General features: G+C 73.6%; 21 protein-coding genes. 8 read left to right on the top strand and 13 right to left on the bottom strand.

What is annotated here, in order from left to right:
* Positions 1-43: 43 nt before the first annotated feature.
* On the bottom strand, positions 44-1,603 hold the full coding sequence (locus tag ACZ4W5_RS19370; protein ID WP_402484297.1) for an APC family permease: 1,560 nt from the start codon (positions 1,601-1,603) through the stop codon (positions 44-46).
* Positions 1,604-2,157: 554 nt separating this feature from the next.
* Between ACZ4W5_RS19370 and ACZ4W5_RS19365 the strand changes: the two genes are divergently transcribed.
* Both ACZ4W5_RS19365 and ACZ4W5_RS19360 read left to right on the top strand, forming a co-directional pair.
* Entirely contained in the window at positions 2,158-3,021 is an 864-nt protein-coding gene (locus ACZ4W5_RS19365; RefSeq protein ID WP_465655735.1) for an EamA family transporter, read from the top strand.
* Positions 3,022-3,099: 78 nt separating this feature from the next.
* On the top strand, positions 3,100-3,351 hold the full coding sequence (locus tag ACZ4W5_RS19360; protein WP_360237083.1) for a hypothetical protein: 252 nt from the start codon (positions 3,100-3,102) through the stop codon (positions 3,349-3,351).
* A 24-nt stretch (positions 3,352-3,375) separates the two neighbouring features.
* Here the strand turns inward: ACZ4W5_RS19360 and ACZ4W5_RS19355 are convergent, their stop codons facing one another.
* Both ACZ4W5_RS19355 and ACZ4W5_RS19350 read right to left on the bottom strand, forming a co-directional pair.
* Positions 3,376-3,705: a hypothetical protein gene (locus tag ACZ4W5_RS19355; protein WP_360237081.1), complete on the bottom strand. Its 330-nt coding sequence runs from the start codon at positions 3,703-3,705 to the stop codon at positions 3,376-3,378.
* Complete coding sequence (locus ACZ4W5_RS19350) at positions 3,702-4,052, bottom strand: SAV_915 family protein (protein WP_360237078.1); 351 nt, start codon at positions 4,050-4,052, stop codon at positions 3,702-3,704. The genes ACZ4W5_RS19355 and ACZ4W5_RS19350 overlap by 4 nt, the downstream gene beginning before the upstream one ends.
* Positions 4,053-4,466: 414 nt before the next feature.
* On the opposite strand from ACZ4W5_RS19350, the gene ACZ4W5_RS19345 reads away from it, so the two are divergent.
* Positions 4,467-6,686 (top strand): NADP-dependent isocitrate dehydrogenase, encoded by a 2,220-nt coding sequence (locus ACZ4W5_RS19345; protein ID WP_402484177.1) that lies wholly within the window; start codon positions 4,467-4,469, stop codon positions 6,684-6,686.
* A gap of 69 nt (positions 6,687-6,755) precedes the next feature.
* Here the strand turns inward: ACZ4W5_RS19345 and ACZ4W5_RS19340 are convergent, their stop codons facing one another.
* On the bottom strand, positions 6,756-7,394 hold the full coding sequence (locus ACZ4W5_RS19340; protein ID WP_465655734.1) for a YdcF family protein: 639 nt from the start codon (positions 7,392-7,394) through the stop codon (positions 6,756-6,758).
* A gap of 121 nt (positions 7,395-7,515) precedes the next feature.
* Positions 7,516-8,544, bottom strand: coding sequence for a cytochrome c oxidase assembly protein (locus tag ACZ4W5_RS19335; RefSeq protein ID WP_465655795.1), 1,029 nt, complete (start codon positions 8,542-8,544; stop codon positions 7,516-7,518).
* A gap of 235 nt (positions 8,545-8,779) precedes the next feature.
* Between ACZ4W5_RS19335 and ACZ4W5_RS19330 the strand changes: the two genes are divergently transcribed.
* Positions 8,780-9,733 carry an NAD-dependent epimerase/dehydratase family protein gene (locus tag ACZ4W5_RS19330; RefSeq protein WP_465655732.1) on the top strand — a complete coding sequence of 318 codons (954 nt, stop codon included), beginning with the start codon at positions 8,780-8,782 and terminating at the stop codon, positions 9,731-9,733.
* A 16-nt stretch (positions 9,734-9,749) separates the two neighbouring features.
* Here ACZ4W5_RS19330 and ACZ4W5_RS19325 read toward each other — a convergent pair whose 3' ends face one another.
* The gene (locus tag ACZ4W5_RS19325) at positions 9,750-10,964 is read right to left on the bottom strand and encodes an RNA polymerase sigma factor (RefSeq protein WP_465655730.1); all 1,215 of its coding nucleotides are present in this window, start codon (positions 10,962-10,964) and stop codon (positions 9,750-9,752) included.
* Positions 10,961-11,332 (bottom strand): YciI family protein, encoded by a 372-nt coding sequence (locus ACZ4W5_RS19320; protein ID WP_360237061.1) that lies wholly within the window; start codon positions 11,330-11,332, stop codon positions 10,961-10,963. The genes ACZ4W5_RS19325 and ACZ4W5_RS19320 overlap by 4 nt, the downstream gene beginning before the upstream one ends.
* Before the next feature lie 221 nt (positions 11,333-11,553).
* Here ACZ4W5_RS19320 and ACZ4W5_RS19315 point away from each other — a divergent pair, with 221 nt between their 5' ends.
* Together ACZ4W5_RS19315 and ACZ4W5_RS19310 are read left to right on the top strand one after the other, a co-directional pair.
* Entirely contained in the window at positions 11,554-13,065 is a 1,512-nt protein-coding gene (locus tag ACZ4W5_RS19315) for an MFS transporter (protein WP_465655728.1), read from the top strand.
* A gap of 134 nt (positions 13,066-13,199) precedes the next feature.
* Positions 13,200-14,102, top strand: a complete 903-nt coding sequence (locus tag ACZ4W5_RS19310; RefSeq protein WP_465655793.1) for a UTP--glucose-1-phosphate uridylyltransferase — start codon at positions 13,200-13,202, stop codon at positions 14,100-14,102.
* A 37-nt stretch (positions 14,103-14,139) separates the two neighbouring features.
* Here the strand turns inward: ACZ4W5_RS19310 and ACZ4W5_RS19305 are convergent, their stop codons facing one another.
* The 6 genes from ACZ4W5_RS19305 to ACZ4W5_RS19280 all read right to left on the bottom strand — a co-directional run bounded on the left by ACZ4W5_RS19305 (position 14,140) and on the right by ACZ4W5_RS19280 (position 20,334).
* Positions 14,140-14,643: a DinB family protein gene (locus ACZ4W5_RS19305; RefSeq protein WP_360237055.1), complete on the bottom strand. Its 504-nt coding sequence runs from the start codon at positions 14,641-14,643 to the stop codon at positions 14,140-14,142.
* 65 nt (positions 14,644-14,708) lie between these two features.
* Entirely contained in the window at positions 14,709-15,704 is a 996-nt protein-coding gene (locus ACZ4W5_RS19300) for a 2-hydroxyacid dehydrogenase (RefSeq protein WP_465655726.1), read from the bottom strand.
* Positions 15,705-15,875: 171 nt separating this feature from the next.
* Positions 15,876-16,901 carry a 6-phosphofructokinase gene (locus tag ACZ4W5_RS19295; protein WP_360237049.1) on the bottom strand — a complete coding sequence of 342 codons (1,026 nt, stop codon included), beginning with the start codon at positions 16,899-16,901 and terminating at the stop codon, positions 15,876-15,878.
* A 413-nt stretch (positions 16,902-17,314) separates the two neighbouring features.
* A complete protein-coding gene (locus ACZ4W5_RS19290; RefSeq protein WP_360237046.1) occupies positions 17,315-18,043 on the bottom strand; it encodes a type 1 glutamine amidotransferase in 729 nt (242 codons plus the stop codon).
* A 46-nt stretch (positions 18,044-18,089) separates the two neighbouring features.
* Complete coding sequence (locus ACZ4W5_RS19285; protein WP_360237043.1) at positions 18,090-19,352, bottom strand: MurT ligase domain-containing protein; 1,263 nt, start codon at positions 19,350-19,352, stop codon at positions 18,090-18,092.
* Positions 19,353-19,614: 262 nt separating this feature from the next.
* Positions 19,615-20,334, bottom strand: a complete 720-nt coding sequence (locus ACZ4W5_RS19280; RefSeq protein WP_465655723.1) for a GNAT family N-acetyltransferase — start codon at positions 20,332-20,334, stop codon at positions 19,615-19,617.
* 222 nt (positions 20,335-20,556) lie between these two features.
* Here ACZ4W5_RS19280 and ACZ4W5_RS19275 point away from each other — a divergent pair, with 222 nt between their 5' ends.
* Together ACZ4W5_RS19275 and ACZ4W5_RS19270 are read left to right on the top strand one after the other, a co-directional pair.
* Positions 20,557-24,453: a non-ribosomal peptide synthetase family protein gene (locus tag ACZ4W5_RS19275; RefSeq protein WP_465655721.1), complete on the top strand. Its 3,897-nt coding sequence runs from the start codon at positions 20,557-20,559 to the stop codon at positions 24,451-24,453.
* Between the two features lie 121 nt (positions 24,454-24,574).
* A complete protein-coding gene (locus tag ACZ4W5_RS19270) occupies positions 24,575-24,826 on the top strand; it encodes a hypothetical protein (protein ID WP_465655719.1) in 252 nt (83 codons plus the stop codon).
* Positions 24,827-24,961 lie beyond the last annotated feature (135 nt).

The raw sequence follows: 24,961 nt of genomic DNA, 5'->3' as shown, positions 1-24,961 counted from the left end.
TCATGCGTCAGGAGTCTCGGGGGTCAGGGGGGTGCTCAGGCGGTCAGTGACCGCCCGCGTCGACCACCTCGACGTCGGCCACCTCCCGTTCGATCTCCTCGGCGGGCAGCGCCACCCGGATCGCCCAGTAGTAGATGACCAGCGAGAACGCCGTGACCAGCCCGATGTCGTACCACATCGGGATCCGGCCGGTGCCGTTGCCGAAGCCGCCCTGCCAGGAGATCAGGCCGAGGCCCAGCAGGTAGACCGGCAGCCACTGGGCGGCCTTCCAGTTGAGCCGCGGTGCGTTCGGCAGGCGGTTCTTGATCGCGTACGCCGCGTAGCCGCCGAGCAGGGCGTAGCCGAGCACGATGGCGATGCCCAGGCGGGACAGGGTCTGCCAGCCGGCCCAGTAGATGATCAGGCTGGCGACCACGAAGGCGGCCGGGGAGACCACGCCGCCGAGCGGCAGCCGGTAGGAGCGCTCACGGTCGGGCAGCCGGCGGCGCAGGGCGCCGAAGGCCAGCGGTGCGCCGGCGTACATCAGCACGCTGGCGGAGGTGATGAAGCCGACCAGCTGCTGCCAGCTCGGGAAGGGCAGGAAGCAGATCACGCCGGTCACGAAGGACAGGATCAGGCCGAACCAGGGCACGCCGTTGCGGTCCAGCTGCTCGAACTTCTGCGGTGCGTAGCCGTTGCGGCTCAGGCCGTAGGAGATGCGCGAGGTGGAGGTGGTGTAGATCAGGCCGGTGCCGGCGGGGGAGATCACCGCGTCGACCTTGAGCACGTAGTAGAGCCAGCCGAGGCCGACCAGGGTGGCCAGGCCGGCGAACGGGCCGTCGATGCCGGGGAAGTCCAGCTTCGCCCAGCCGTTGGCGAAGGCGGTGACCGGCAGGGCGCCGATGAAGACGACCTGCAGCAGGGTGTAGATCAGGGTGCCGATGGCGACCGAGCCCAGCACGGCGCGGGGGATGTCGCGCTTGGGGTTGCGGCTCTCGCCGGCGATCTGGATGGCCTGCTCGAAGCCGAGGAGGGCGAAGATGATGCCGCTGGTGCTGATCGCGGCGAGCACGCCCTTGGCACCGAAGGGGGCGAATCCGTGCGAGGTGAAGTTGGAGGCGTGGAAGCTGGTGATCGCCAGCATGAAGATCGTGAGCAGAGGAACGAAGATCTTCAACCAGGTGGCGATGCTGTTGGTCCGGGCGAGGACCTTCACACCGAGGAAGTTGACCGCGACGAATACCGCCATCAGCAGGGTCGCGACAATGAATCCGCTGGTGGTCAGGGTGCCGTTGGCGTTCTGCAGTCCGCTGGCCCAGGGCACGTCCTTGGCGTACCCGATCATGGCCTCGACCTCGATCGGTGCCACGGTGGCCGCCTGGAGCCAGGAGAACCAGCCGAAGGACATGCCGGCCAGGCCGCCGAAGGCGTAGTGCGGGTAGCGCGCGGTGCCGCCCGAGACCGGGAAGAGCCCGCCGAGCTCGGCGTGCACGAGTGCGAGCAGCACGATCCCGACGGCGCCGATGCCCCAGGAGATGACGGCCGCCGGTCCGGCGGCGGTGACGGCGCTCTTCGCGCCGAAGAGCCAGCCGGAGCCGATGATCGAGCCGACCGAGGCCCACATGAGGCCGACGAGTCCGACGTGGCGCTTGAGCGACCGGTGTGCGGTCCCGGTGGTGCCGGAGCTCTGGCCGGGCGGCGAGATCTGGTTGAGGGAAGCCATGGATGATCTCTCTGTGTGTGGGGGCTCCGGGGTGGGCGGAGCGCGGAGAGTTGCCACACAGTAGGGCTATTCATAGACCTCTGCACAGATTCCATTGCTGAATGTTTACTTTCTTTGCCAGATATCCGTGCAGGTAGGGGGCCGTCTGTTCATGAGCGTGTTACGTGACTCGCGAGTAGGTTCAGTATTTGAGCGTGAATTGAGCTTCGCCGTCCGGTCCGGCAATATGGACCGCCCGCTCGTTCATGGGAATGACCTGAACCGCATAGCCATGCCGTCGGAGGCGCGGCGTAGGCTGGCTCCGTGCGTTTCGTGATCCTGCCGCCGCCGGTCCGCTAGCGGGCGGCGCACCGATCGGACCCGGCCCGGCGGGAGAGCCCGCCGCGCCGGGGCGATGACCGCCGTCCGCGTACCCCGTGGACCTGAACCGGCGAGCCATCGTGGAGTACCGACGCATGACCTCCTCCGCCGCCGTGCCGTTCCGGCACGGCCTGTTGTCCATTTCCGCCGCCGCCGTCGCCTGGGGGGTGGGCGGAGCCGTGGCCGCGCTGCTGATGCGGACCAGCGGACTCGGCCCGGTGGCCGTCTCCTGCTGGCGCTTCGGCGTCGCGGCGCTCTGCCTGGCCCTGCTGCCCTCGGGGGCCCGGCGGGCCTCCGGCGGCGGGCGCGGCGCCGCCGTGCTGACCGGCCTCGGGCTGGCCGTCAGCCAGTGCGCCTACTTCGCCTCCGTGCACTACGCCGGACTGGGGCTGGGCACCCTGGTCACCATCGGGGCGGGGCCGGTGCTCACCGGCCTCGGCGGGCACCTGCTGCTCGGCGAACGCCTCACCGGGCGGGCGGTGGCCGCCGTCGCGCTCGCCCTCGGCGGGCTGGCCCTGCTGGTGGCGGCCCCGGCCGCCGGGCTGCGGCCGGTGCTGGGCGTCGGCCTGGCGGTGCTCGCGGGCGCGGGCCAGAGCGGGCTGACCCTCTGGGCCCGGGCCGGTGGTTCGGCCCGGGCCGGGCGGGGCGCCTTCGCCACCGGCCTGCTCTGCCTGCTGCCGTTCGCGGCGCTCCAGGGCGTGCTGCCCAGCACCGGGCAGCCGGCGCTGACCGGGGGAGCCCTGCTGTTCCTCGGGACGGTGCCCACGCTGCTCGCCTACCGGTGGTACTTCTCCGGGCTGACGGCCGTACCGGGCACCACCGCCTCGGTGCTGGTGCTGCTGGAGCCGGCCACGGCGGCGGCGATCGGCGTGCTCTTCCTCGGCGAGCCGGTCACCGCGGGCCTGGTGGCCGGTTCGGCGCTGCTGCTGGCCGCGATCGCGGCCCTGGCCCGGACGTAGGGCGTCGGCGCGGCGGCGTGCACCCGGGCGGGCGAGCTGTGGTCGCCGGGGGCGCGCCGCCGTGCTGTCGTGGGCCGCATGATGACCTCACGCGCGGCCCGGGTGGCCGTCACGACCGCGACCGCCGTCCTGCTCGCCGCCGGGGCCGCGGCCCCCACCGCCTCGGCGGCGGGGGCCGCTCGGCGCGACGTCACCGCCGCCACCTGCCGGGCCGCGGGCGGGCACGTCGAGGGCAGCGGCTACTGCGTGGACGCCGGCGGGGTGGACGCCTGGGGGGCGGAGATCGACGGCCAGGCGGTCAACCCGAACCCGCGCCCCGGGTTCGAGTGAGCCGGTCCGCCGCTGCCGCAGCTCTCAGGGCACCGGCCGGAGCGCCACCGGTGCCGGGGTGAGCGACCGCAGCACCAGGTCGATCCGGACCTTGGCGGCGCCCGACCGGTGCAGCGCGGCGGCCACCGCCCGCAGCTCCTCCGGGCCCGTGCAGGCGAGCCGCAGCTCCAGGTCGGCGTCCCCGGCGAGGGCGAGGCCGCTCTGGACCGCCGGGAACTCCGCCGCCAGCCGGTCGAAGTCCAGCGGTACCGGCCCGTGGCTGATCCGGGCGATGGCGTGCAGTGCCCGGGCCTGCTCCGGGTGGCCCGGAGCGGGGTCGAAGCCGTCCGGGACGAGTTGGAGCGGGGCCGTCACCGGTGCTGGAGGCGGGCGGTCGGGGTCGGGGACGGAGCCGTGGCGGTGGCGGCCCCGAGGGGGGCGGGGGTGGCGGCCCCGACGGTGGCGGGGGTGGTGACCGGCGGCGCGACCAGTCCCGGGTCGAGCACCAGGGTGTCGACGCCGAGCGGCCTGGTGAGGTTGCGCAGCGCGGCCTCACCGAGTTCGGTGTAGGCCTGGTCCGGCCCCAGGAGGGCGGCGAGGGCCTCGGGGCTGGAGAAGCCGACGGCGCAGCGGACGCCGTTGCGCATGCGGAAGAGGCGGAGGGCGGCGGTGCTTCCGGTGCCGGTGGTGGTGACCGGAACGTGCCAGACGACGCAGGCCATGCGGATGCTCCCGAGTGGGGTGGTGGTGGCTGCCGGAACTGCTCGTCCCCGACGCTAGGCCGGGTCCGGCCGGACGGCGCCGGTCCTGACGCAGCGTTGACCGAATGGGGTGGTGCGTTGACGCACTCCTGACACCCGGCTCACCCGATTGGACTACACCAGTTCCGCATCGGCCCGAATTCGGCCCGAACGGTGTCGTACGACCGTCCCAACGCCGACCGTCCCGTACGGCTCCGGAGCGCTCCGCTTGCCGTGCGCCGCGCACCGGACCACGGTGGATCGGGCCCCCGGTCGCGCCCCGCGCGGGCTCCCGGATCCGACCGGCGCGCGCTCCGGGGCGGGGGGAGGTGGAGAGCGGGGCCCGGGACGAGATATCTTGACGTCAAGACGTTGGAGACGTGAAGCGGAGTTTCGATGACTGACTCGACCATCATCTATACGCACACCGACGAGGCTCCGGCCCTGGCGACCTACTCGTTCCTGCCGGTGGTCCAGGCGTACGCCTCGACGGCGGGCGTCCGGGTGGAGACCCGTGACATCTCCCTGGCCGGGCGGATCATCGCCAGCTTCCCGGAGCGTCTGACCGAGGCCCAGCGGATCGGCGACGCCCTGGCCGAGCTCGGCGAGCTCGCCAAGACCCCGAGCGCCAACATCATCAAGCTGCCGAACATCTCGGCCTCCGTGCCGCAGCTCAAGGCCGCCATCGCCGAGCTCCAGGCCCAGGGCTACGCCCTGCCGGACTACCCGGACGAGCCGCGCACGGCCGAGGACGAGGACGTCCGCGCCCGCTACGACAAGATCAAGGGCAGCGCCGTCAACCCGGTCCTGCGCGAGGGCAACTCGGACCGCCGGGCCCCGCTGTCGGTCAAGAACTACGCCAAGACCCACCCGCACCGGATGGGCGCCTGGACCGCCGAGTCCAGGACCAACGTCGCCACCATGGGCGAGAACGACTTCCGCTCCACCGAGAAGTCCACCGTGATCGCCGCCGACGGCGCCCTGCGCATCGAGCTGGTCGGCCAGGACGGCACCACCACGGTGCTGCGCGAGAAGGTCCCGGTGCTGGCCGGCGAGGTCGTCGACGCCTCGGTGATGCGCGCCGCCGCCCTGAACGACTTCCTGGCCGCCCAGGTCGCCCGCGCCAAGGCCGAGGGCGTGCTGTTCTCGGTGCACCTCAAGGCCACCATGATGAAGGTCTCCGACCCGATCATCTTCGGCCACGTCGTCCGCGCCTTCTTCCCGCAGACCTTCGCCCGCTTCGGCGACGCGCTGGCCGCCGCGGGCCTGAACCCGAACAACGGCCTCGGCGGCATCCTGGCCGGCCTGGACGCGCTGGAGAACGGCGCCGAGATCAAGGCCTCCTTCGAGGCCGAGCTGGCCGAGGGCCCGGCCCTGGCCATGGTCGACTCCGACAAGGGCATCACCAACCTGCACGTGCCGAGCGACGTCATCGTCGACGCCTCGATGCCGGCCATGATCCGCACCTCCGGCCACATGTGGGGCCCGGACGGCCAGGAGGCCGACACCCTCGCGGTGCTGCCGGACAGCAGCTACTCCGGCGTGTACCAGGCCGTCATCGACGACTGCCGCGCCCACGGCGCCCTGGACCCGGCCACCATCGGCTCGGTCCCGAACGTCGGCCTGATGGCCCAGAAGGCCGAGGAGTACGGCTCCCACGACAAGACCTTCGAGGTCGCGGCCGCCGGCACCGTCCGCCTGGTCGACGCCGAGGGCAACGTGGTGCTGGAGCAGGCCGTCCAGCCCGGCGACATCTTCCGCGCCTGCCAGACCAAGGACCTGCCGATCCAGGACTGGGTCAAGCTGGCCGTCACCCGCGCCCGCGCCACCGGCGACCCGGCCGTGTTCTGGCTGGACGCCGAGCGCGCCCACGACGCCGTGCTGATCGAGAAGGTCAAGGCGTACCTGCCGCAGCACGACACCACCGGCCTGCAGATCGAGATCATGTCCCCGGTCGAGGCCACCAAGTTCTCGCTGGAGCGCATCCGCCGCGGCGAGAACACCATCTCGGTCACCGGCAACGTGCTGCGCGACTACCTGACCGACCTGTTCCCGATCCTGGAGCTGGGCACCAGCGCCAAGATGCTGTCGGTCGTCCCGCTGATGGCGGGCGGCGGCCTGTTCGAGACCGGCGCCGGCGGCTCCGCCCCGAAGCACGTCCAGCAGCTGGTCAAGGAGAACTACCTGCGCTGGGACAGCCTGGGCGAGTTCTTCGCGCTGGCCGCCAGCTTCGAGCACCTGGCCACCAGCACCGGCAACGCCCGCGCGAAGGTGCTGGCCGACACCCTGGACCGCGCCACCGGCACCTTCCTCAACGAGGACAAGTCGCCGAGCCGCCGCCTCGGTGGCATCGACAACCGCGGCAGCCACTTCTACCTGGCCATGTACTGGGCCCAGGAGCTGGCCAAGCAGACCGCCGACGCCGAGCTGGCCCAGGCCTTCGACGCGCTGGCCAAGGCGCTCACCGAGCAGGAGAAGGCCATCGTGGACGAGCTGATTGCCGTCCAGGGCTCGGCCGTCGACCTCGGTGGCTACTACCAGCCGGACCCGGCCAAGGCCGCGGCCGTGATGCGCCCGTCGAAGACCTTCAACGAGGCGATCGCCAACCTCGGCTGACACCGGCCGGGTTGACGCACCGGGAGGCCCCCGGGACCGCTGCGGCGGTCCCGGGGGCCTCCTCGCGTCTCAGGCCAGGCCGAGCACCACTCCCGCCCCGGTCAGCAGCAGGAGGGCGGCGCCGTTGGCCCGCGGCAGGGCGAGCGCGGTGCCGACCGCCTCGCGCAGCAGCTGGTACGGGCCGTGGGCGAGCGGGCCGTCCGCGCCGAGCACCCGGGCGGGGGCGCCGGCCCGGCGGGCCGCCAGGGCGGAGCGGACGGTGTGGAAGCCGCTGGTGATGACGGCGCAGCGGTAGCCGGGGCGCTCGGCGGCCATCAGGGCGGCGCTGAACCGCAGGTTCTCGGCGGTGTTCACGGCCCGCTCCTCGCGCCGGATCCGCTCGGCCGGGACGCCCCGGGCGAGCAGGTAGCGGGCCATCGCACCGGCCTCGGTGCACTCCTCGTGCGGGCCCTTGCCGCCCGTCACCAGCAGCAGCGGCGCGTGCCCGGCGGCCTCCTCGGCGGCGAATCGTTCCAGCGCGGCGTCCAGCCGGGCCGCCAGGGTCGGCGCGGGCTCGCAGCCGTCCAGCGCGGCCCCCAGGACCACCAGGTAGTCGGCCCCGGCGGGCACCGGGCGGCGGCGCTGGAACAGCGCGCAGCCGAGGAAGCCGAGCAGCCAGAGCAGGACGTACCCGCCGAGCAGGACGGCGGGGAGCAGCAGGGCGTGCATACCCCTCGAACGCGCCCGGTCGAACGGCCGTTCCACGACATGACGGAGCCCACGTCCTCCGGGGGCGTGGGCTCCGGGGAGGGCGTGGGCTCCGGGTGCTCCGGGCGGGCGGGCCGGGGGCTCAGCCGGCGTCGGCCGCCGGGGTGGGGGCCGGGGTGGGGGCCGGGGTGGCGGTGGGCGCGGCGGTGGGCGCGGCGGCCGGGCGCTGGCCCTTCCTGTGCAGCGAGGCCAGGTAGGCGTTGTACGCCTCCAGCTCGGCGTCGCCGGTGCGCTCCTCGGAGCGGTCCCGACGGCGGGCCTGCCGCTGCTCGGAGCCCATCCACTGGTAGACCAGCGCGATCAGCACGAGCGCGGTCGGGATCTCGCCGAACGCCCAGGTGATGCCGCCGGCCAGCTTCTGGTCCTCCAGCAGGTCCGTCCCGGGTGGTGCGCCCTGGACGGTGAAGGTGGTCACCAGCGGGTGGCCGGCCATCATCACCGCCACACCGAAGAAGGCGTGGAACGGCATCCCCATGAACAGCTCGATGATCCGCATCACGTGGCCGGGGCGGTGCGGGCCCGGGTCGACGCCCATGATCGGCCAGAAGAAGGTCAGACCGGTCATGAGGAAGTGCACCATCATGAAGATGTGCCCGAGGCGGTACTGCATCAGGAAGTCGAACGCGGGGGTGAAGTAGACCCCGTACAGGCTGGCGATGAACATCGGGATGGTGAACGCCGGGTGCGAGATCACCCGGACGTACCGGCTGTGCAGCAGTGCCACCAGCAGCTCGCGCGGACCGCGCGGCCGGCCCTTGCCCGCCGGGCGCAGCGCGCGCAGCGAGAGCGTGATCGGGGCGCCGAGCAGCAGCAGGATCGGCGTCAGCATGGACAGCACCATGTGCTGGATCATGTGTGCGCTGAACAGCACCATGCCGTAGTCGTTCAGCCCGCTGCAGGTGACCAGCAGCATGCTGGCGACACCCGCGACCCAGCCGACGACCCGGGCGATCGGCCAGCGGTCGCCGCGCCGGTACAGCCGGACCACGCCGGTCAGGTACAGCGCCAGCGCGACCAGGCCGCCGAGCAGGAACACCCAGTCGGGGGACCAGGTCCAGACGTTGGAGAGGGTGAACGGGCCCAGCGGGGTCATCCCGCCGTGGTGGTGCATTCCTGACATTCCGTCGCCCATCGGCGGGTCCCGCTTTCCGTCATTGTGGTCCCCGCTGGGGGTCCGGTTCGCCCGTTTTGCTTGGCATACAGCCTAGGTGGGCCTTACCCCGGGCGTGCCGCCGCCCCCTCCGTACGGGTGCGCGGGGCGGTGGTGGGCGGGGCGGCCGGTGGCGGGGCGGTGGGGGGTGGAGCGTCGCTAGACTGACCGGCCGGTCGGCAGGGAGGAGCCAGGCATGGCGGCGGCACAGCGGCCCGGGGCGCGGCCCGTGGTCGCGCTCACCGGGGCCACCGGGTTCATCGGCTCGGCCGTACGGGAGGCCCTCGCGGCCCGCGGTGTGGAGGTGCGGGCCCTGGTGCGCGGGGAGCCCGTCGCGGACGGGCACACCGCCTGGGTGCCCGGCGACCTCGCCGACCGCTCCGCACTGGACGGGCTGTGCGCGGGCGCGGGGGTGCTGCTCCACCTCGCCTCCAGGGTCGCCGGCGGCGAGGAGGAGTGCGCGGCCGTGAACGACCGGGGCACGGCGGCCGTGATGGCGGCGGCCACCCGGGCCGGGGTCGGGCGGATCGTCCACCTGTCGACCACGGCGGTGTACGGCGAGGGCCCGCACACGGACCTCGGGGTCGGCGGGGTGCCGGCCGCGCCGCTGTCGGCGGCCAGCCGCACCCGGCTGCTCGGCGAGGGGCACGCCCTGGCCGCCGGTGCCGCGGTGCTGCGCCCGGCCCTGGTCACCGGGACGGGCGACCGCTGGGTGGTGCCCGCCCTGGCCGAGCTGGCCCGCAGGGTCCCGGGCCGCTGGGCGGGGGGCACGGCCCGGCTCTCCCTGGTGGACCGGACCGACCTGGCCCGGCTGGTCACCGGGCTCGCCCTGGACGCCCCGGACCGGGTGGCGGGCGTCCACCACGCGGCCCACCCGGAGCCGGTCCGCAGCGGCGACCTGCTCGACGCCCTCGCCGGGCTCGGCCTGCTGCCCGCCCAGGACGGCCCGGCGCTGCCCTGGGCGGAGTGCCGCCGACGGCTCGCCGCCGCGCCCGGCCTGGTCTCCGAACGGCAGTTCGCCATGATCGCCCGGGACCACTGGTACCGCAGCGACGCGATCTGGCGCCTCGCCGCCTGCCCGCCCGGCCCGGGCCCGCTGGCCCGCCTCGCCGGGGCGGCGCCCTGGTACCGGACGGCGCTGGGGCTGTAGAGCCCCGTAGGGTCCGTCAGGGCTGCAGTCGGCGGGCCCGGGCCTCCAGGAAGCGCTGCTCGGCGAGGCTCGCGGTGGCCCTGGCCGCGCGGCGGTAGTGGTCGTACGCGGCCGACCGGTCGCCGGCGCGTTCCAGCAGGTGGGCCCGGACGGAGAGCAGCCGGTGGTGGTCGGCCAGGCGACGGTCGGTGTCCAGGGTGGCGAGCAGGTCGAGGCCGGCCCGTGGGCCGTTCAGCTCGGCGAGGGCGACGGCGCGGTTGAGGGTGACCATCGGGTTGGGGGCGATCCGCTCCAGGATCAGGTAGAGCGCGTGCACCTGGGCCCAGTCGGTCCGGTCCGCGGTGGCGGCGTCGGCGTGGGTGGCGGCGATGGCGGCCTGGAGCTGGTACGGGCCCAGGGCCGGGCCGGCCAGGGCGGCCTTGGCGAGGTCGGTGCCCTCGTCGAGCAGCGGGCGGTCCCAGGCGGTGCGGTCCTGTTCGGCCAGCGGGACCAGGTCGCCGGTGGCGGTGGTGCGGGCGGCCCGGCGGGCGTGGGTGAGCAGCATCAGGGCGAGCAGCCCGGTCACCTCGGAGTCCCCGGGCAGCTGGGCGTGCACGATCCGGGCCAGCCGGACGGCCTCCTGGGCGAGGTCGGTGCGGTGCAGTTCGCTGCCCGAGGAGGCGGTGTAGCCCTCGTTGAAGATCAGGTAGAGCACGTGCAGGACGACCCGCAGCCGTTCCTCGCGCTCGGTGCCCTCGGGGAGGGCGAAGGAGCTGCCGGCGGCCCGGATCCTCTGCTTGGCCCGGCTGATCCGGGCCGCCATGGTGGCTTCCGGCACCAGGAAGGCGCGGGCGATCTCGGCGGTGGTCAGGCCGCCGACGGCGCGCAGGGTGAGCGCGGTCTGGGAGGCGGCGGTGAGCGCCGGGTGGCAGCACAGGAACAGCAGGACCAGGGTGTCGTCGGTGTCCGGCACGTCCTCGGGCAGCACCTCGGTGGCCGTGGTCGCGTACTCGCGCTCGCGGCGGGCGCGGTCGCTGCGGATCCGGTCGACCAGCCGCCGGGAGGCGACCGTCACCAGCCAGCCGCGCGGGTTGTCCGGTACGCCCTCCTCGGGCCACTGCACGGCGGCGGCGAGGACGGCCTCCTGAACGGCGTCCTCGCAGCCCTCGAAGCGCTCGTACCGTCGTACCAAGGTGCCGAGGACCTGCGGCGTGAGCTCCCGCAGCAGGTCCTCGAAGTCCGGTGCTGTCATGCCTCCAAGTGTCCGTCGGAGAACATCACCTGGCGCACCTCGACGCCCAGCCCCTCGATCGCGGCGTCCGGGATCCGCGCGGCCAGCTCGATGGCCCGCTCCTTGTCCTCGCAGTCGAGCAGGTAGAAGCCGCCCAGGAACTCCTTGGCCTCCAGGAACGGGCCGTCGGTCACCACCGGCTGGCCGTCCCGGACGGTGACCACGGCCGCCTGCGACGGGTCCACCAGCGCCTGGGTGACGATCAGTTCGCCGGAGGCCTTCAGCTCCTCGATGAACGCGCCGTGCCCGGCGCCGATCGCGGCCTTCTCCTCGTCGGTCAGCGCGTCCAGCACGGCCGGGTTGATGTGCAGGCTGATCAGGAACTTCATCGCGTACTCCTCGTGGTGGGCGGGCCCCGTGCGGGCCCCTCGACCGTGTGGTCGGAGCCGGGGCCGCCGTCTTGACATCCCCGTCGGAGAAATCTCCCACGGGTTCCGTCCCGGCCCTCGGGTCTCCTCCGGTCTGTCGGTGCTCCGATGTCGAGAAGTCCCCGGCCGCTCCGACCGACCGGTGTGCGGAACCCGATCCGAGAGACGATGAGGAGCACGCGATGAGAGCGAACCGGGCCCGGCTGGGGCTGGCCCTGCTGATGCTGCCGACCCTGGTGGTCGCGATGGACGTGACGGCGCTGCTGCTCGCCCTGCCGAGGCTGAGCGCGGACCTGGGCGCCTCCGCCGTCGAACAGCTGTGGATCAGCGACGGCTACGGGCTGATGGTGGCCGGGCTGGTGATCACCATGGGCACGCTGGGCGACCGGATCGGCCGTCGACGCCTGCTGCTGACCGGCGCGGCGGCCTTCGCGGTGCTGTCGGTGGTCGCCGCCCTCGCGGTCGACCCGCTGATGCTGATCGTGGTCCGGGCCCTGCTGGGCGTGGCCGGGGCGACGCTGGCGCCGTCCACGCTGGCGCTGATCACCAACATGTTCCGGGACGAGCGCGAACGCGGGCGGGCGGTCGCCGTCTGGGCGACCTGCCAGTTCGCCGGCGGCGCGCTGGGGCCCGTGCTGGCCGGGCTGCTGCTCCAGCACTTCTGGTGGGGGTCGGTGTTCCTGGCCGCCGTCCCGGCGATGGCGCTGCTGCTGGCGGCCGGGCCGTGGCTGCTGCCCGAGTTCCGCGGCGGGGCGGCCGGGCGGCCGGACCTGGCCGGGGTCGGGTTGTCGCTGGCGGCGGTGCTGCTGGTGCTGTACGGGGTCAAGCAGCTGCCGGCCGGGGGCGCGACCGGTATCCCGGTGGCCGCCCTGCTGCTCGGTGCCGGCCTCGGCTACCTCTTCGTCCGGCGTCAACTGGGCCTGGAGCAGCCGTTGTTGGACCTGCGGCTGCTGCGCAACCGGCCGTTCGCGGCGGTGCTGGTCTCGCTGGTCCTGGCCGGGACGGCGATGGCCGGCACCGGGCTGCTGGTGACCCAGTACCTGCAGAGCGTGCTGGGCCACTCGCCGTTCGCCTCGGCCGTGCTGTTCGCGCCGATGGGCCTGGCGGTGGCGGCCGGCACCCTGGCCGCGCCGCGGCTGGTCGGCCGGGTGCGGCCGAACAGCGCGATCGCCGGCGGGCTGGCGCTCTCGGCGCTGGGCGCCCTGCTGCTGGTCGCCGTGGACGGGGACGCGGGCTCGCTGCCGCTGGTGATGACCGGCATCGCGCTGCTGGCGCTCGGCACCGGGCCGCTGTTCGCCCTGGGAACCGGGCTGGTCCTCGACGCGGTGCCGCCGGAGCGGGCGGGCTCGGCGGCGGCGATGTCGGAGACCGGCAACTACTTCGGCGGCTCGCTCGGCTTCGCGGTGCTCGGCACCGTCGCCGCGGCGGTCTACCGCGACCGTACCGGCGGCGGCTCCGACTCGCCGGCCGCCGCGGTCGAGGCGGCCCGGCACCTGCCCGCCGAGCAGGGCGCCGAGCTGCTGCGCGGCGCGCGCTCGGCGTTCACGGCCGGGCTGCAGGTCAACGGACTGATCGCCGCCGCGCTGTTCGCCGGGCTCGCGCTGCTGGCCCTGGCGGTGCGGCGGACCGGGGGAGCGGCCGGGGAGACGGTCGCGGAAACGACCGGAGAGGCGGCCTTTACCCGGTCCGGGTGAACGGCCGGTGCGGGGGGCGGCGGTGGCGTCCGCCGCCCCCGACGGGCGGTGATGATCATGGCGTGATCCTTGGTAGCGTCGGTCGCGGTGCCGCTCAACTGCGGCTCAGCACCATCGACATGAGAGAGCATCACATGGCCCCCAGGACCATCCGCCGTGCCGTCATCCCCGCCGCCGGGCTGGGCTCCCGCCTGCTGCCGCTGACCAAGGCCACCCCGAAGGAGATGCTGCCGGTCGGCGACAAGCCGGTGATCGAGCACACCGTGCGCGAGCTGATCGAGAGCGGCATCACCGACATCACCATCGTCGTCAACGGCGACAAGGGCCTGATCCAGGAGCACTTCCGTCCCAACCCGGTGCTGGTCGAGCAGCTGCGCCGGGACGGCAAGGCGGCGTTCGCGGACGCGGTCGAGGAGGTCGGGGAGCTGTCCCGCAAGGGGCACATCAGCTACCTCTACCAGCACGGCCCGTACGGCAACGGCACCCCGGTGCTCAACGCCGCCCGGCACTTCGGCGACGAGCCCTGCCTGGTGCTGTGGCCGGACGACGTGTTCGTCGCCGAGGTGCCCCGCGCGCAGCAGCTGATCCGGGCCTTCGAGCAGACCAACGCGCCGGTGCTCGCGCTGATGCCGATGGCGCCCGAGGACTCCTACCGTTACGGCGTCCCGGTGGTGAAGGAGGACCTCGGCGGCGGCTCGCTGCGGATCACCGGCCTGGTCGAGAAGCCCAAGCCGGTCGACGCCCCCTCCGGGTACGCCGCCATCGGCGGGTACGTCATCACCCCCGGCATCGTCGACGAGCTGCGCGAACTCACCCGCCGCTGGCACGAGAAGCCCGAGGACGAGGTCTACCTGACCGACGCCATCAACGCCTACGCGGCCCGCCGGGCCGTCTACGGGCAGGTCATCGCCGGCACCTGGTACGACACCGGCAACCCCGCCGCCTACCTGCGGGCGCAGTTCGCGGCGGCCCTCGCCAACCCGGAGTACGGGCACGAACTGCGGCAGTTGGCGGCGGAGTTGGCCCCGGCCGAGTAACCGTCGGCCGAGTAGCCGTCGGCCGAGGCCCCCCGGGTCAGCTCCGGTCGTGGTCCCCGGTGGCGCCGTCGGTGAGTTCGCGCAGGATGTCCAGGTGCCCGGCGTGCCGGGCGGTCTCGGTGGCCATGTGGATGAGCACCCAGCGCAGCGAGACCGTCCGGCCCGACCAGGAGGTGCCGGTGGACTCCAGGTCGAGTTCCTCGATCACCTCGTCGGCGGCGGCCCGGGCGCGGGCGTAGAAGGCCAGCACCTCCGCCGTCGACTCGTGCGGCTCGATCCGCATGTCGGAGCTCTCGTCCGCGTCGAGGTCGAACGGCAGCGGCCCGGTCTCCCGGCCGAAGGTCTCCCGGAACCAGCCGAGTTCGGCGCCGGCCAGGTGCTTGACCAGGCCCAGCAGACTCGTCCCCGAGGGCGTCATCGGCCGCCGCAACTGCTCGTCGTCCAGGCCCTGGACCTTCCACACCACCACGTCCCGGTGCCGGTCCAGGGCCGTGTGCAGACTTTCCTTCTCGCCGCCGGTGAACGGCACGGTCTTGATCATGTGCGGGACGCTAGCAGATCGCCGGGCCGACGGTCCCGGCCCGGCGAACGACCTCGTCCGCCGGGTCAGCCGCGCGGGACGAGGGTGTTCTCGTTGGTACGGCCGGCGGCGAAGTCGTCGATGTTGCGGGCGGTTGCGTCGATGATCTGGCCGACGGCGGTCCGGGTGAAGTAGGCCTGGTGGCTGGTGACCAGGACCTGGGGGAAGGTGACGAGGCGGGCGAGGACGTCGTCGGTGATGCCCTGGATGGAGCGGTCGGTGAAGAAGACGCCGGTCTCCTCCTCGTAGACGTCCAGGCCGACGCCGGAGAGGCGGCCGGCGCGCAGGGTCTCGACCAGGGCGGCGCTGTCGACGAGGCCGCCGCGGCTGGAGTTGACGAGGATGGCGTCGTCCTTCATCCGGGCGAGGGCGGCGGTGTCGATCAGGTGGTGGGTGGCCGGGACCAGCGGGACGTGCAGGCTGATCAGGTCGGCGCGGGTGAGGAGTTCGGGCAACTCGGTGTAGTGCATGCCGAGTTCGCGGCAGGCCGGGTTCTCGGCGATGTCCCAGCCGAGGAGTTCGGTGCCGAAGCCGGCCGCGATCCGGGCGAAGCACTCGCCGATCTTGCCGGTGCCGATCACGCCGACGGTCATGCCGTGGACGTCCCGGCCGAGCAGTCCGTCGAGGCGGAAGTCGAACTCGCGGGTCCGGCCGGCGGCGCGGACGATCCGCCGGTTGACGGCCATCGCCAGGGCCCAGGCGTGTTCGGCGACGGCGTACGGGCTGTAGTGGGAGACCCGGGCGACGGTGAGGCCGAGGTCGGCGGCGGCGTCGAGGTCGATGTTGTTGAAGCCGGTGGAGCGCTGGGCGATCAGCCGGGTGCCGCCGGCGGCGAGGACGGCCAGGGTCTCGGCGTCGAGGACGGCGTTGACGCTGCTGCTGACGGCGGGGTGGCCGGCGGCGAGCGGGGCGGTGTCGCGGTTGAGGAACACGTCCAGGCAGCGCAGTTCGTGCCGGCCGGCGAAGGCCCGTTCCAGCAGCGGCCGTTCGTCGGCCTGCACTCCGTACGCCAGGATCTCCATGCGACGTCCTTCCGGGGAGGGCTCCTGCGGCCCACGCTAACGGGGCCGCCGCGGATGTGCCCGTCAGCTGCACGACGGCTGCCCGAAGGCCGCACGACGGCCCCCGGAGCCGCGGGGTGCGGTCCGGGGGCCGGGGGTCCGGTGTCGAGCCGGAAGGAGGGGCGGCGGCGGTCAGAGGACCGTCTCGGCCTCCTGGTAGCGCTCCTGCGGGACGGTCTTGAGCTCGGCGACGGCCTCGGCCAGCGGCACCAGGTTGATGTTGGTGCCCTGGAGCGCGGTGATGTGCCCGAAGGCGCCCTTGTGGACGGCCTCGACGGCGTGCCAGCCGAAGCGGGTGGCGAGCACCCGGTCGTAGGCGGTGGGGGTGCCACCGCGCTGGGTGTGGCCGAGGATGACCGGGCGGGCCTCCTTGCCGAGGCGGTGCTCCAGTTCGCGGGAGAGCTGGGTGGCGATGCCGGTGAAGCGCTCGTGGCCGTAGATGTCCTTGGTGCCCTCCTCCCAGTGCATGGTGCCGGGCTCGGGCTTGGCGCCCTCGGCGCAGACCACGATGGCGAACTTCTTCTGCCGGTCGAAGCGCTCGCGGACCACGGCGGTGAGCTTCTCGATGTGGAACGGGCGTTCCGGGACGACGATGGCGTGCGCGCCGGCCGCCATGCCCGCGTTCAGCGCGATCCAGCCGGTGTGCCGGCCCATGACCTCGACGACCATGACCCGCTGGTGGGACTCGGCGGTGGTCTTCAACCGGTCGAGGGCCTCGGTGGCGACCGAGACGGCGGTGTCGAAGCCGAAGGTCACGTCGGTGGCGGCGATGTCGTTGTCGATGGTCTTGGGCACGCCGACGATCGGCAGGCCCGCGTCGCTCATCAGCTTGGCGGCCTTGAGGGTGCCCTCGCCGCCGATCGGGATCACGGCGTCCAGGCCGAGGTCGGAGCAGTACTTCTTGGCCCGCTCGACGCCGTCCCGCAGGTGGCTCGGCTGCACCCGGGAGGACCCGAGGATGGTGCCGCCCTGGGCCAGGATGCCGCTCACCGAGTCGAGGGTCAGGGGGCGGTGGTGCCCTTCCAGGAAACCGCGCCAACCGTCCTCGAACCCGATGATCTCGTCGCCGTGGTCGACCACCCCCCGGTGGACCACGGAACGGATCACCGCGTTCAGGCCGGGGCAGTCACCGCCGCTGGTCAGCACTCCGATACGCATTAGCTTTGCAACTCCCGAGCAGAACCGAGGAAACGGCCGGACTACAGGCTGGGACGACGAGCCGTCACCGCGACGAGGCCTTCCCCACCGGGGTGACGGGGAGGTTGCCTCGGGGTGAAGCACCGGCCGGATCCGGACAGAGCATCCGAAAACGGCCGTGAAGTCGAGCATACGGCCCCTGGTCCGGCCGGGCAGGAGCCGACGCGGGAGCGGCGCCGTCGGCGCCCCCGCGCGGAATTGCAGCCTGCTGCCGAGGAGGGTGTGCAGCCGGCAGCCCCATTGTCGTACGTCCGGGGCCGCCCGCGGGCCGGGTGACCGCATCGCGGGCACCCGGGCGGGGCGTTCGGTCGTACGACGCGGGGTGCGTCGTGAGGGTGGGTACTACGGGGGTACTACGTGGGCACTGCGGGGTACTACGCGGGGCGCGCCGTGGCGGCGATGCGCTCGGCGCGCAGCGCGTCGTACCAGGTGGTGTCGGCCGGCGGCAGGGCGTTGACGTCCAGGGCCAGCCTGATCAGCATGTCGGCGACGGCGGGGTTGCGGGCCAGCACCGGGCCGTGCAGGTAGGTGCCGAAGACGGTGTCCCGCCAGGCGCCCTCGGTGCCGTCGCCGGTGCCGTTGCCGCGGCCGACGGTGACGGTCGCGAACGGCTGGACGCCCTGGCCGAGGTGGGTGACGCCCTGGTGGTTCTCGAAGCCGGTCAGCTGCGGCAGGCCGAGCCGCGGGTCCACGTCGGCGAGCACGTCGCCGACGCAGCGGGCGCCCTCGCCCCGGGTGGTCCAGACGTCCAGCAGGCCGAGACCGGGCTCGCGCTCGCCGAGGTCGTTGACGAACTCGTGGCCCATGATCTGGAAGCCGGCGCAGACGCCGAAGATGATCGCGCCGTTCTCGGCGGCCCGCACCAGGCCGCTGTCGGCGCGCAGCCGCTCGGCGGCCAGTCGCTGCGGGCGGTCCTCGCCGCCGCCGATCAGGTAGATGTCCCCGCTGGTGGGGATCGCCTGGTCGGAGCGGACGTCGATCCGGGTCACGTTGAGATGGCGCTGGCGGGCCCGGCGCTCCACGACCAGGGCGTTGCCGCGGTCGCCGTAGGTGCTGAGCAGGTCCGGGTAGACCCAGACCACGCGCAGGCTGCTCTCACTCATCCTCGAAGGCCTTCCGTCACGAAAAGACTGGTGTGCGGGCGCGGCATCAGCCGGCCACGACCTTCCGCAGCTGCTGGAAGGCGGTGTAGTTGGCGATGGCCTCGATCCGGCCGGGCGGGGCCATCCGGACGGCCTGCTCCAGGGTGTCCACGACGTGGAACTGCAGCCCGGCGACCTCCAGGCGGACGGCCAGGTCCAGCTTGCGCTGGCCCATCACGAAGATCGGGTGCCCGGCGAGGCGCTCGTAGTCGACGTCCCACAGCCAGGAGGTGTCGGTGCCGTCGGCGTCGAGGGCGTTGACCGAGAGGATCACCGGGGCCGGCGGGCCGTCGATCAGCGAGAAGGTCTCCAGCCAGCCGGCCGGGTTCTTGGCGAGCAGCAGCCGGATGTCCCGGCCCTGGTACTGCACCACGTCGTAGCGGCCGGCCACGGCGGACACCGAGCGCATCCGCTCCAGGGCGACCTGCGGGGAGACGCCGAACACGGCGGCGACGGCGGCCGAGCTGGTGGCGTTGGCCAGGTTGGCCCGGCCGGGCAGCTGCAGCTGGATCGGCCAGGCGCCGCGCTGCGGGTCGATCACGTGGGTGCCCTGGAGCGCCCAGTGCGGGTTGGGGCGCCGGAAGCCGCAGTCCTGGCAGAACCAGTCGTCGCCGGGGCGCTGCATCACACCGCCGCACGCGGGGCAGGACCAGGCGTCCTCCTTCCAGGCCTGTCCGGCGGCCACCCAGACCACCTTCTTGCAGGAGGAGGCGGCCCAGGTCACCAGCGGGTCGTCGGCGTTGGCGATGACCACGGCCTCGGTGTCCTGGAGGCCCTCGCGCCACTTCTCCGCCATCATGCGGGTCTCGGCGGCGCGGTCGAGCTGGTCGCGGGAGAGGTTGAGCAGGGCGATCGCCTTGGGGTGGGTGTCGCGGGCGACCGTCGCCAGGTACTTCTCGTCGACCTCGATCACGCCGAAGCGGGCCTCCGTGCCACCGGCCAGGGCGGAGGTGATGCCGGCCGGCATGTTGGCGCCCAGGGCGTTGGAGACCACCGGGCCGGCGGCGCGCAGCGCCTCGGCGATCAGGCGGGTGGTGGTGGTCTTGCCGTTGGTGGCGCTGACCAGGACGACGTCGAGGTGGTCGGCGAGGGTGGCGAGCAGGTCGGGGTCGAGCCTGAGGGCGACCTTGCCGCCGATCACCGAGCCGCTCCCGCGACCGGCCTTGCGGGACACGGCGGCGGCGACCTTACCGGCCGTGACCGCGATCTTGGCGCGGGCCGGCAGCGAGGCGTCGCGTGCGCCTGTGGGCTCCGATTCGGTGCCTGCCATGCTCAGTGGTTCCTCCTTGCTGCGGCACCGCCTGTCGGCCGGATAACGGGCCGTCGGGCGGCGGGGACGGGGCCAGCCTACCGACTCCGTAGCCCGGCCGGACGATCCGGACCCCACGCCGCCAGCTGCGACGCCGCCGCCAGGGCTGCTGACGGCCCGTCAAGGAGGGCGGTGTACGGAGGGACCGCTGCCGCGGGGAAGGACGCTCCGTCGGCTGCCCCGGGTTCCCGGGACAGCCGGTAAGGATGTGGTGAAGAAATGATCAGCGGCCCGGAGCGGGCGCGGAGGCGGCGGCGGGCGCGGCTCCGGCGGCCAGGGTGGCGGTGATCACCAGGGTGCCGTCCTCGCAGTGGAAGTCCAGCGGCGCGGCCAGTCGGCGCATCGCGGTGATCAGCCCGGTGTTGGCGGCCTGGGTCACCGCGTACACCGTGCCGATCCCGGCCGCCCGGGCCACCGTGGTCAGCCGCCGGAGCAGCGCCAGGCCGAGCCCGTGCCGCTGCCAGGCGTCCTCGACCAGCACGGCCAGCTCCGCCTCGTCCCCGTCCCACATCAGGTGCCCGAGAGCGAGGACCCGCCCGTCGGGGGCCACCACCACCAGGCTGCGGCCGTGCCGGGGGTCCAGCAGGTGCTCCAGGTAGCGGTCGGCGTCGCGGACCGGGCCGTGGTACCGCAGCCGCAGCGCGGCGGGGGAGCAGCGCTCGTGCATCGCCAGGGCCGCCGCCTTGTCGGCCGGGCCGGCCGGACGCAGCAGCAGCTCGGTCCCGTCCGGCAGGGACAGCCGGGACACGTCCAGGGCCGGTGTGGCCTGGGTGGCTGAGGCGCCCGGTGCGGCCGGGGCGGAGTGGCCGCGGGGCGGCCGGTGCGGGCCGCCGGGGTGCGCGGGCGGCCGGGTGGACTGGGCTTCGGGCGCCGCGCACCTGCGGTTCGACCTGCGGAAGGGCCGGTGCCAGAGCCGTTCGAGGCGGGTGCGGGGTGCCGTCATGGGTCCGACGCTACCGAGGGCTCGCTTCCGGCCGGTTACGTGATCGTGAACGCACGAATGCCCGGCCGTGCACCGGCCTCCGGCCGGGACGGACCCGGCACAGGTCCAGACCGGTGCCTCATGCGGCCGGGACGGCGGGCGGCCGACGGTGGAGTCCGTACCCGGCGCTCCTGGTGAGCAGGGCCGCCGGGGTCCGTACGTCCACGCACCGAAGGCTCTCCCATGCGCAACACCGACCTCGCCGCCACCACCGCCGCCACCAGCGGCACCCACGTCACCCACCTCCCGCACGCCCGCCGGGCCCCGGTCGGCACCTCCCTCACCGGCCTGCTGGACCGGCAGGTCCGCACCCGGCCGGTGTCCCCGGCCGTCGTCGGCGAGCATGGCCACCTCACCTTCCTGGAGCTGTCCGAACGCGCCCGCGGGCTGGCCGCGCGGCTGCGCGCGCTGGGCGCGGGCGCGGGCCCGGACGACTGCGTGGGCCTGTACGTCGAGCCCTCGGTGGAGCTGGTCGCCGGGGCCTGGGGCGTCCTGTACGCCGGGGCCGGCTACCTGCCGCTGTCGCCCGAGTACCCGGAGGACCGGCTGCGCTACATGATCGAGGACAGCGGCACCCGGATCGTCCTCACCCAGGAGCACCTGCGCGAGCGGCTGGCCGCGCTGCTGCCGGCCGGCACCGCGGTCCTCACCGTCGAGGAGGCGCCGGCGGCGCACGGGCGGCCCGAGGAGTGGGCGCGGCCGGAGTCGACCGCCTACGTGATCTACACCTCCGGCAGCACCGGCCGCCCCAAGGGCGTGCAGATCGAGCACCGGGCGGTGGTCTCCCAACTGCGCTGGCTGCACACCGCCGGGCACCTCGACCCCGGGGTGACCGTGCTGCAGAAGACCCCGATGAGCTTCGACGCCGCCCAGTGGGAGATCCTCGCCCCGGCCGTCGGCGCCCGGGTGGTGGCCAGCACGCCCGGGCTCTACCGGGACCCGGAGGCGCTGGTGGCCGCCGTGCGCCGGTACGGTGTGACCGCCCTGCAGTGCGTGCCGACCCTGCTGCAGGCCCTGCTGGACACCGAGGGCTTCACCGACTGCACCGGCCTGACCGGCCTGTTCTCCGGCGGCGAGGCGCTCTCGCTGCGGCTGGCCCGCGACCTGGCCGCCGCCCTGCCGGGGGCCGCGCTGGTCAACCTGTACGGCCCGACCGAGTGCACCATCAACGCCACCGCCCATCTGGTCGACCCGGCCGCGCTGGGCGACGGCCCCGGCTCGGTGCCGATCGGCCGGCCGGTCGACAACACCCAGTGCTACGTCCTGGACGAACGGATGGCCCCGGTCGGCCTCGGGGACGTCGGCGAGCTGTACATCGGCGGCGTCCAGCTGGCCCGCGGCTACCTGCACCGGCCGGAGCTGACCGCCGAGCGGTTCGTGCCCTCCCCGTTCGCCCCGGCCGAGAAGCTCTACCGCACCGGCGACCTGGTGCACTGGAACCCGGACGGCACCCTCCAGTTCGCCGGCCGGGTCGACAACCAGGTCAAGCTGCGCGGCTACCGGGTCGAGCTGGACGAGATCGCCCGGGCGATCGAGGAGCACACCTGGGTCCGCCGCTCGGCCGCCGTGGTCACCGCCGACGGGCGCACCGGCCACCAGAACCTGGTCGCCTGCGTCGAACTGAACCCGCGCGAGGCCGCCCTGATGGACCAGGGCGACCACGGCGGCCACCACCAGTCCAAGGCCAGCCGGCTCCAGGTCAGGGCCCAGCTGTCCGACCCCGGGCTGCGGCCCCCGGCCCGGCTGGCCGGCCGGGAGAAGGTGGAACTGCCCGGCCGGCGCGAGACCGAGAGCCAGCGGCGGGCCGTCTTCGCCCGCAAGACCTACCGCTTCTACGACGGCGGCCCGGTCACCCGGGACGACCTCACCGCGCTGCTCGCCCCCCGCCCGGCCGGCCCCTTCGGCCGTGCGCTCGGCCTGCTGAGCCTCCCCGAACTCGGCCGGATCCTGCGCTGGTTCGGCCAGTTCCACAGCGAGGAGCGGCTGCTGCCCAAGTACGCCTACGCCTCGCCCGGCGCGCTCTACGCGACCCAGCTGTACCTGGAGACCGGCGGCCTGGACGGGCTGGCCGCCGGGCTGTACTACTACCACCCGGTCGAGCACGCCCTGATCAGGGTCGGCGCCGCCGACGCCCGCCCGGAGCCGTACCTGACGCTGCACTTCTCCGGGAGGACCGGGGCGATCGAGCCGGTGTACAAGAACAACATCCGCGAGGTGCTGGAGTTCGAGACCGGGCACATGCTGGGCGTGCTGGAGGAGGTGCTGCCCGAGTACGGGCTGGAGGTGCGCCCGCAGGGCTTCGACCCGGCCGTCCGGCGGCGGCTGGACGTCGCCGAGGAGGACCACTACCTGGGCAGCTTCACCGTCGACCGCAACCGCGGCCTCGCCCCCGAGGAGCACACCGAGCTCTACGTCCAGGCCCACGCCGACCGGGTGGACGGCCTGCCGGCCGGCCTGTACCGCTACGCCGAGGGCGAGTTGACCAGGGTCGCGGACGAGGTGGTGGAGTCCCGGCAGGTGATCGCGATCAACCAGGCCGTGTACGCCCGGGCCGCGTTCGGCATCACCGCGGTCAGCCGGGCCGCCGAGGACTGGCTGGAGTACGTCGCGCTCGGCACCAAGCTGCACCACCTCCAGCGCAACGGCCTGGGCCTGGGCTTCATGTCCTCCGGCTACAGCTCCAAGTCCGGCCACCCGCTGCCGGCTTCGCGCCGGATCGACGAGATCCTCGACGCGGCGGGCATCGCCACCGGGCCCTCGTACTTCTTCCTCGGCGGGAAGATGAGCGAGGAGCAGATCCGCAGCGAGGGCATGCACGAGGACACCGTGCACATGAAGGGCCCGGCCGAGATCATCAAGGACGAACTCGCCACCCTGCTGCCCGACTACATGCTGCCCAACCGGGTGCTGATCGTCGACGCCCTGCCGCTCACCGCGAACGGCAAGGTCGACCTCAAGGCGCTGGCCGACTCCGAGGCCGTCCGCGCGGACGGCGGGCGCGGCGAGTTCGTCGCCCCGCGCACCGCGCGGGAACGGTGGCTGGCCGAGGCCTGGGGGCAGGCCCTCAAGTACGAGGAGGTGTCGGTGACCGACGAGTTCTTCGCCGCCGGCGGCAACTCGCTGACCGCCGTGGCGCTGGTCCACCGGATCAACCGGGAGTTCGGGACCTCGCTGCCGCTCCAGGTGGTGTTCGAGTGCCCGAAGCTGGCGGACCTGGCGGCCCGGATCTCGGCCTCGGACGGCGGGCCGGCCTCGCGGCTGGTCCCGCTGGCGCCGGGGCAGCAGGGTGAGCAGGGGGAGCAGCGCCGGCCGGTGTTCTGCTGGCCCGGGCTGGGCGGCTACCCGATGAACCTGCGGCTGCTCGGCCGGGAGGCGAGCGACGGCCGCCCCTTCTACGGCGTCCAGGCGCACGGCATCAACGAGGGCGAGACGCTGTACGCCACCATTCGGGAGACGGCCGCCGCCGACCTCGCCGAGCTGCGCCGGGTGCAGCCCGAGGGCCCGTACACCCTGTGGGGCTACTCCTTCGGCGCCCGGGTCGCCTTCGAGGCGGCCTGGCAGCTGGAGCAGGCCGGCAAGCGGGTGGAGCAGCTGCTGCTGATCTGCCCGGGCAACCCGGAGGTCCGGCAGGCCGACGGCCGGGCGTACGGCCGGGAGTCCTCGTACGTCAACCCGGCGTACGTGACCATCCTGTTCTCGGTGTTCGCCGGGGCGATCCGCGGGCCCGAGCTGGAGCGCTGCCTGGCCCGGACGGTCGACGAGTCCTCGTTCGTCGCCGAGGTGCACCGGATGCTGCCCGCGCTGGACGCGGAGGTGATCCGCCGGATCACCCGGATCGTCGGGGAGACCTACGAGTTCGAGTACAGCTTCCGCGAGCTGGCCGAGCGGCGGCTGGCGGCGCCGGTGACCGTCTTCAAGGCCTCGGGCGACGACTACTCCTTCATCGAGGGCAGCACCGGCTGGTCGGCCGCCCCGCCCACCGTGGTGGAGCTGGCCGGGGACCACTACGGGGTGCTCAAGGAGCACGGGGTGCTCGAACTCGCGGCCGCCATCCGGGCGGTGGAGCGGCTCACCCCGTGACGCCCGGGCGCTGACGCGGACACGCTCACGGATGGCCCAGGGTCCGTGACCGCGGGAGCCCCTTCGGATAGGGATGGCTCGGCTTTCCGCCGAACCCGTCTCGATCCGAAGGGGCTCCCCCATGCTCGCGAAGAACTCCGCACTGGCCACGGCCTGTTGCGCCCTGCTGCTGGCCGTGCCGCTCGCCCTCGCCCAGACGGCGGCCGCCGCCGGCAGCAGCAACAACAACACCAGCATCAACACCAGCAGCAACAACGGCCCGAAGACCCCCCAGGAGGCGGCCGCCTGCAAGAGCGTCACCGGTGCGCTGCTCGGCGGCTTCGGCAGCATGCTGGGCAACGCGGTGTGCGTGGTGCAGCCCTCCCAGGGCTGACCCCCGGTCGCAGGACCGGGGGGGGGCCGAGCGGGGGGCCGCCACCGACACTCAAGTCGGGCGGGTTCTGAAGGGGAGTGCGGGGCCCTCGCGTTTTGACGTGTCCTCCTTTGAACCGTTGAGCAGCTGAGACAA

The sequence above is a fragment of the Kitasatospora sp. NPDC029367 genome, from assembly GCF_055569135.1.
The sequence above is the reverse complement of the archived record's forward strand: the minus strand, read 5'-3'. Positions and strand labels throughout refer to the sequence as shown.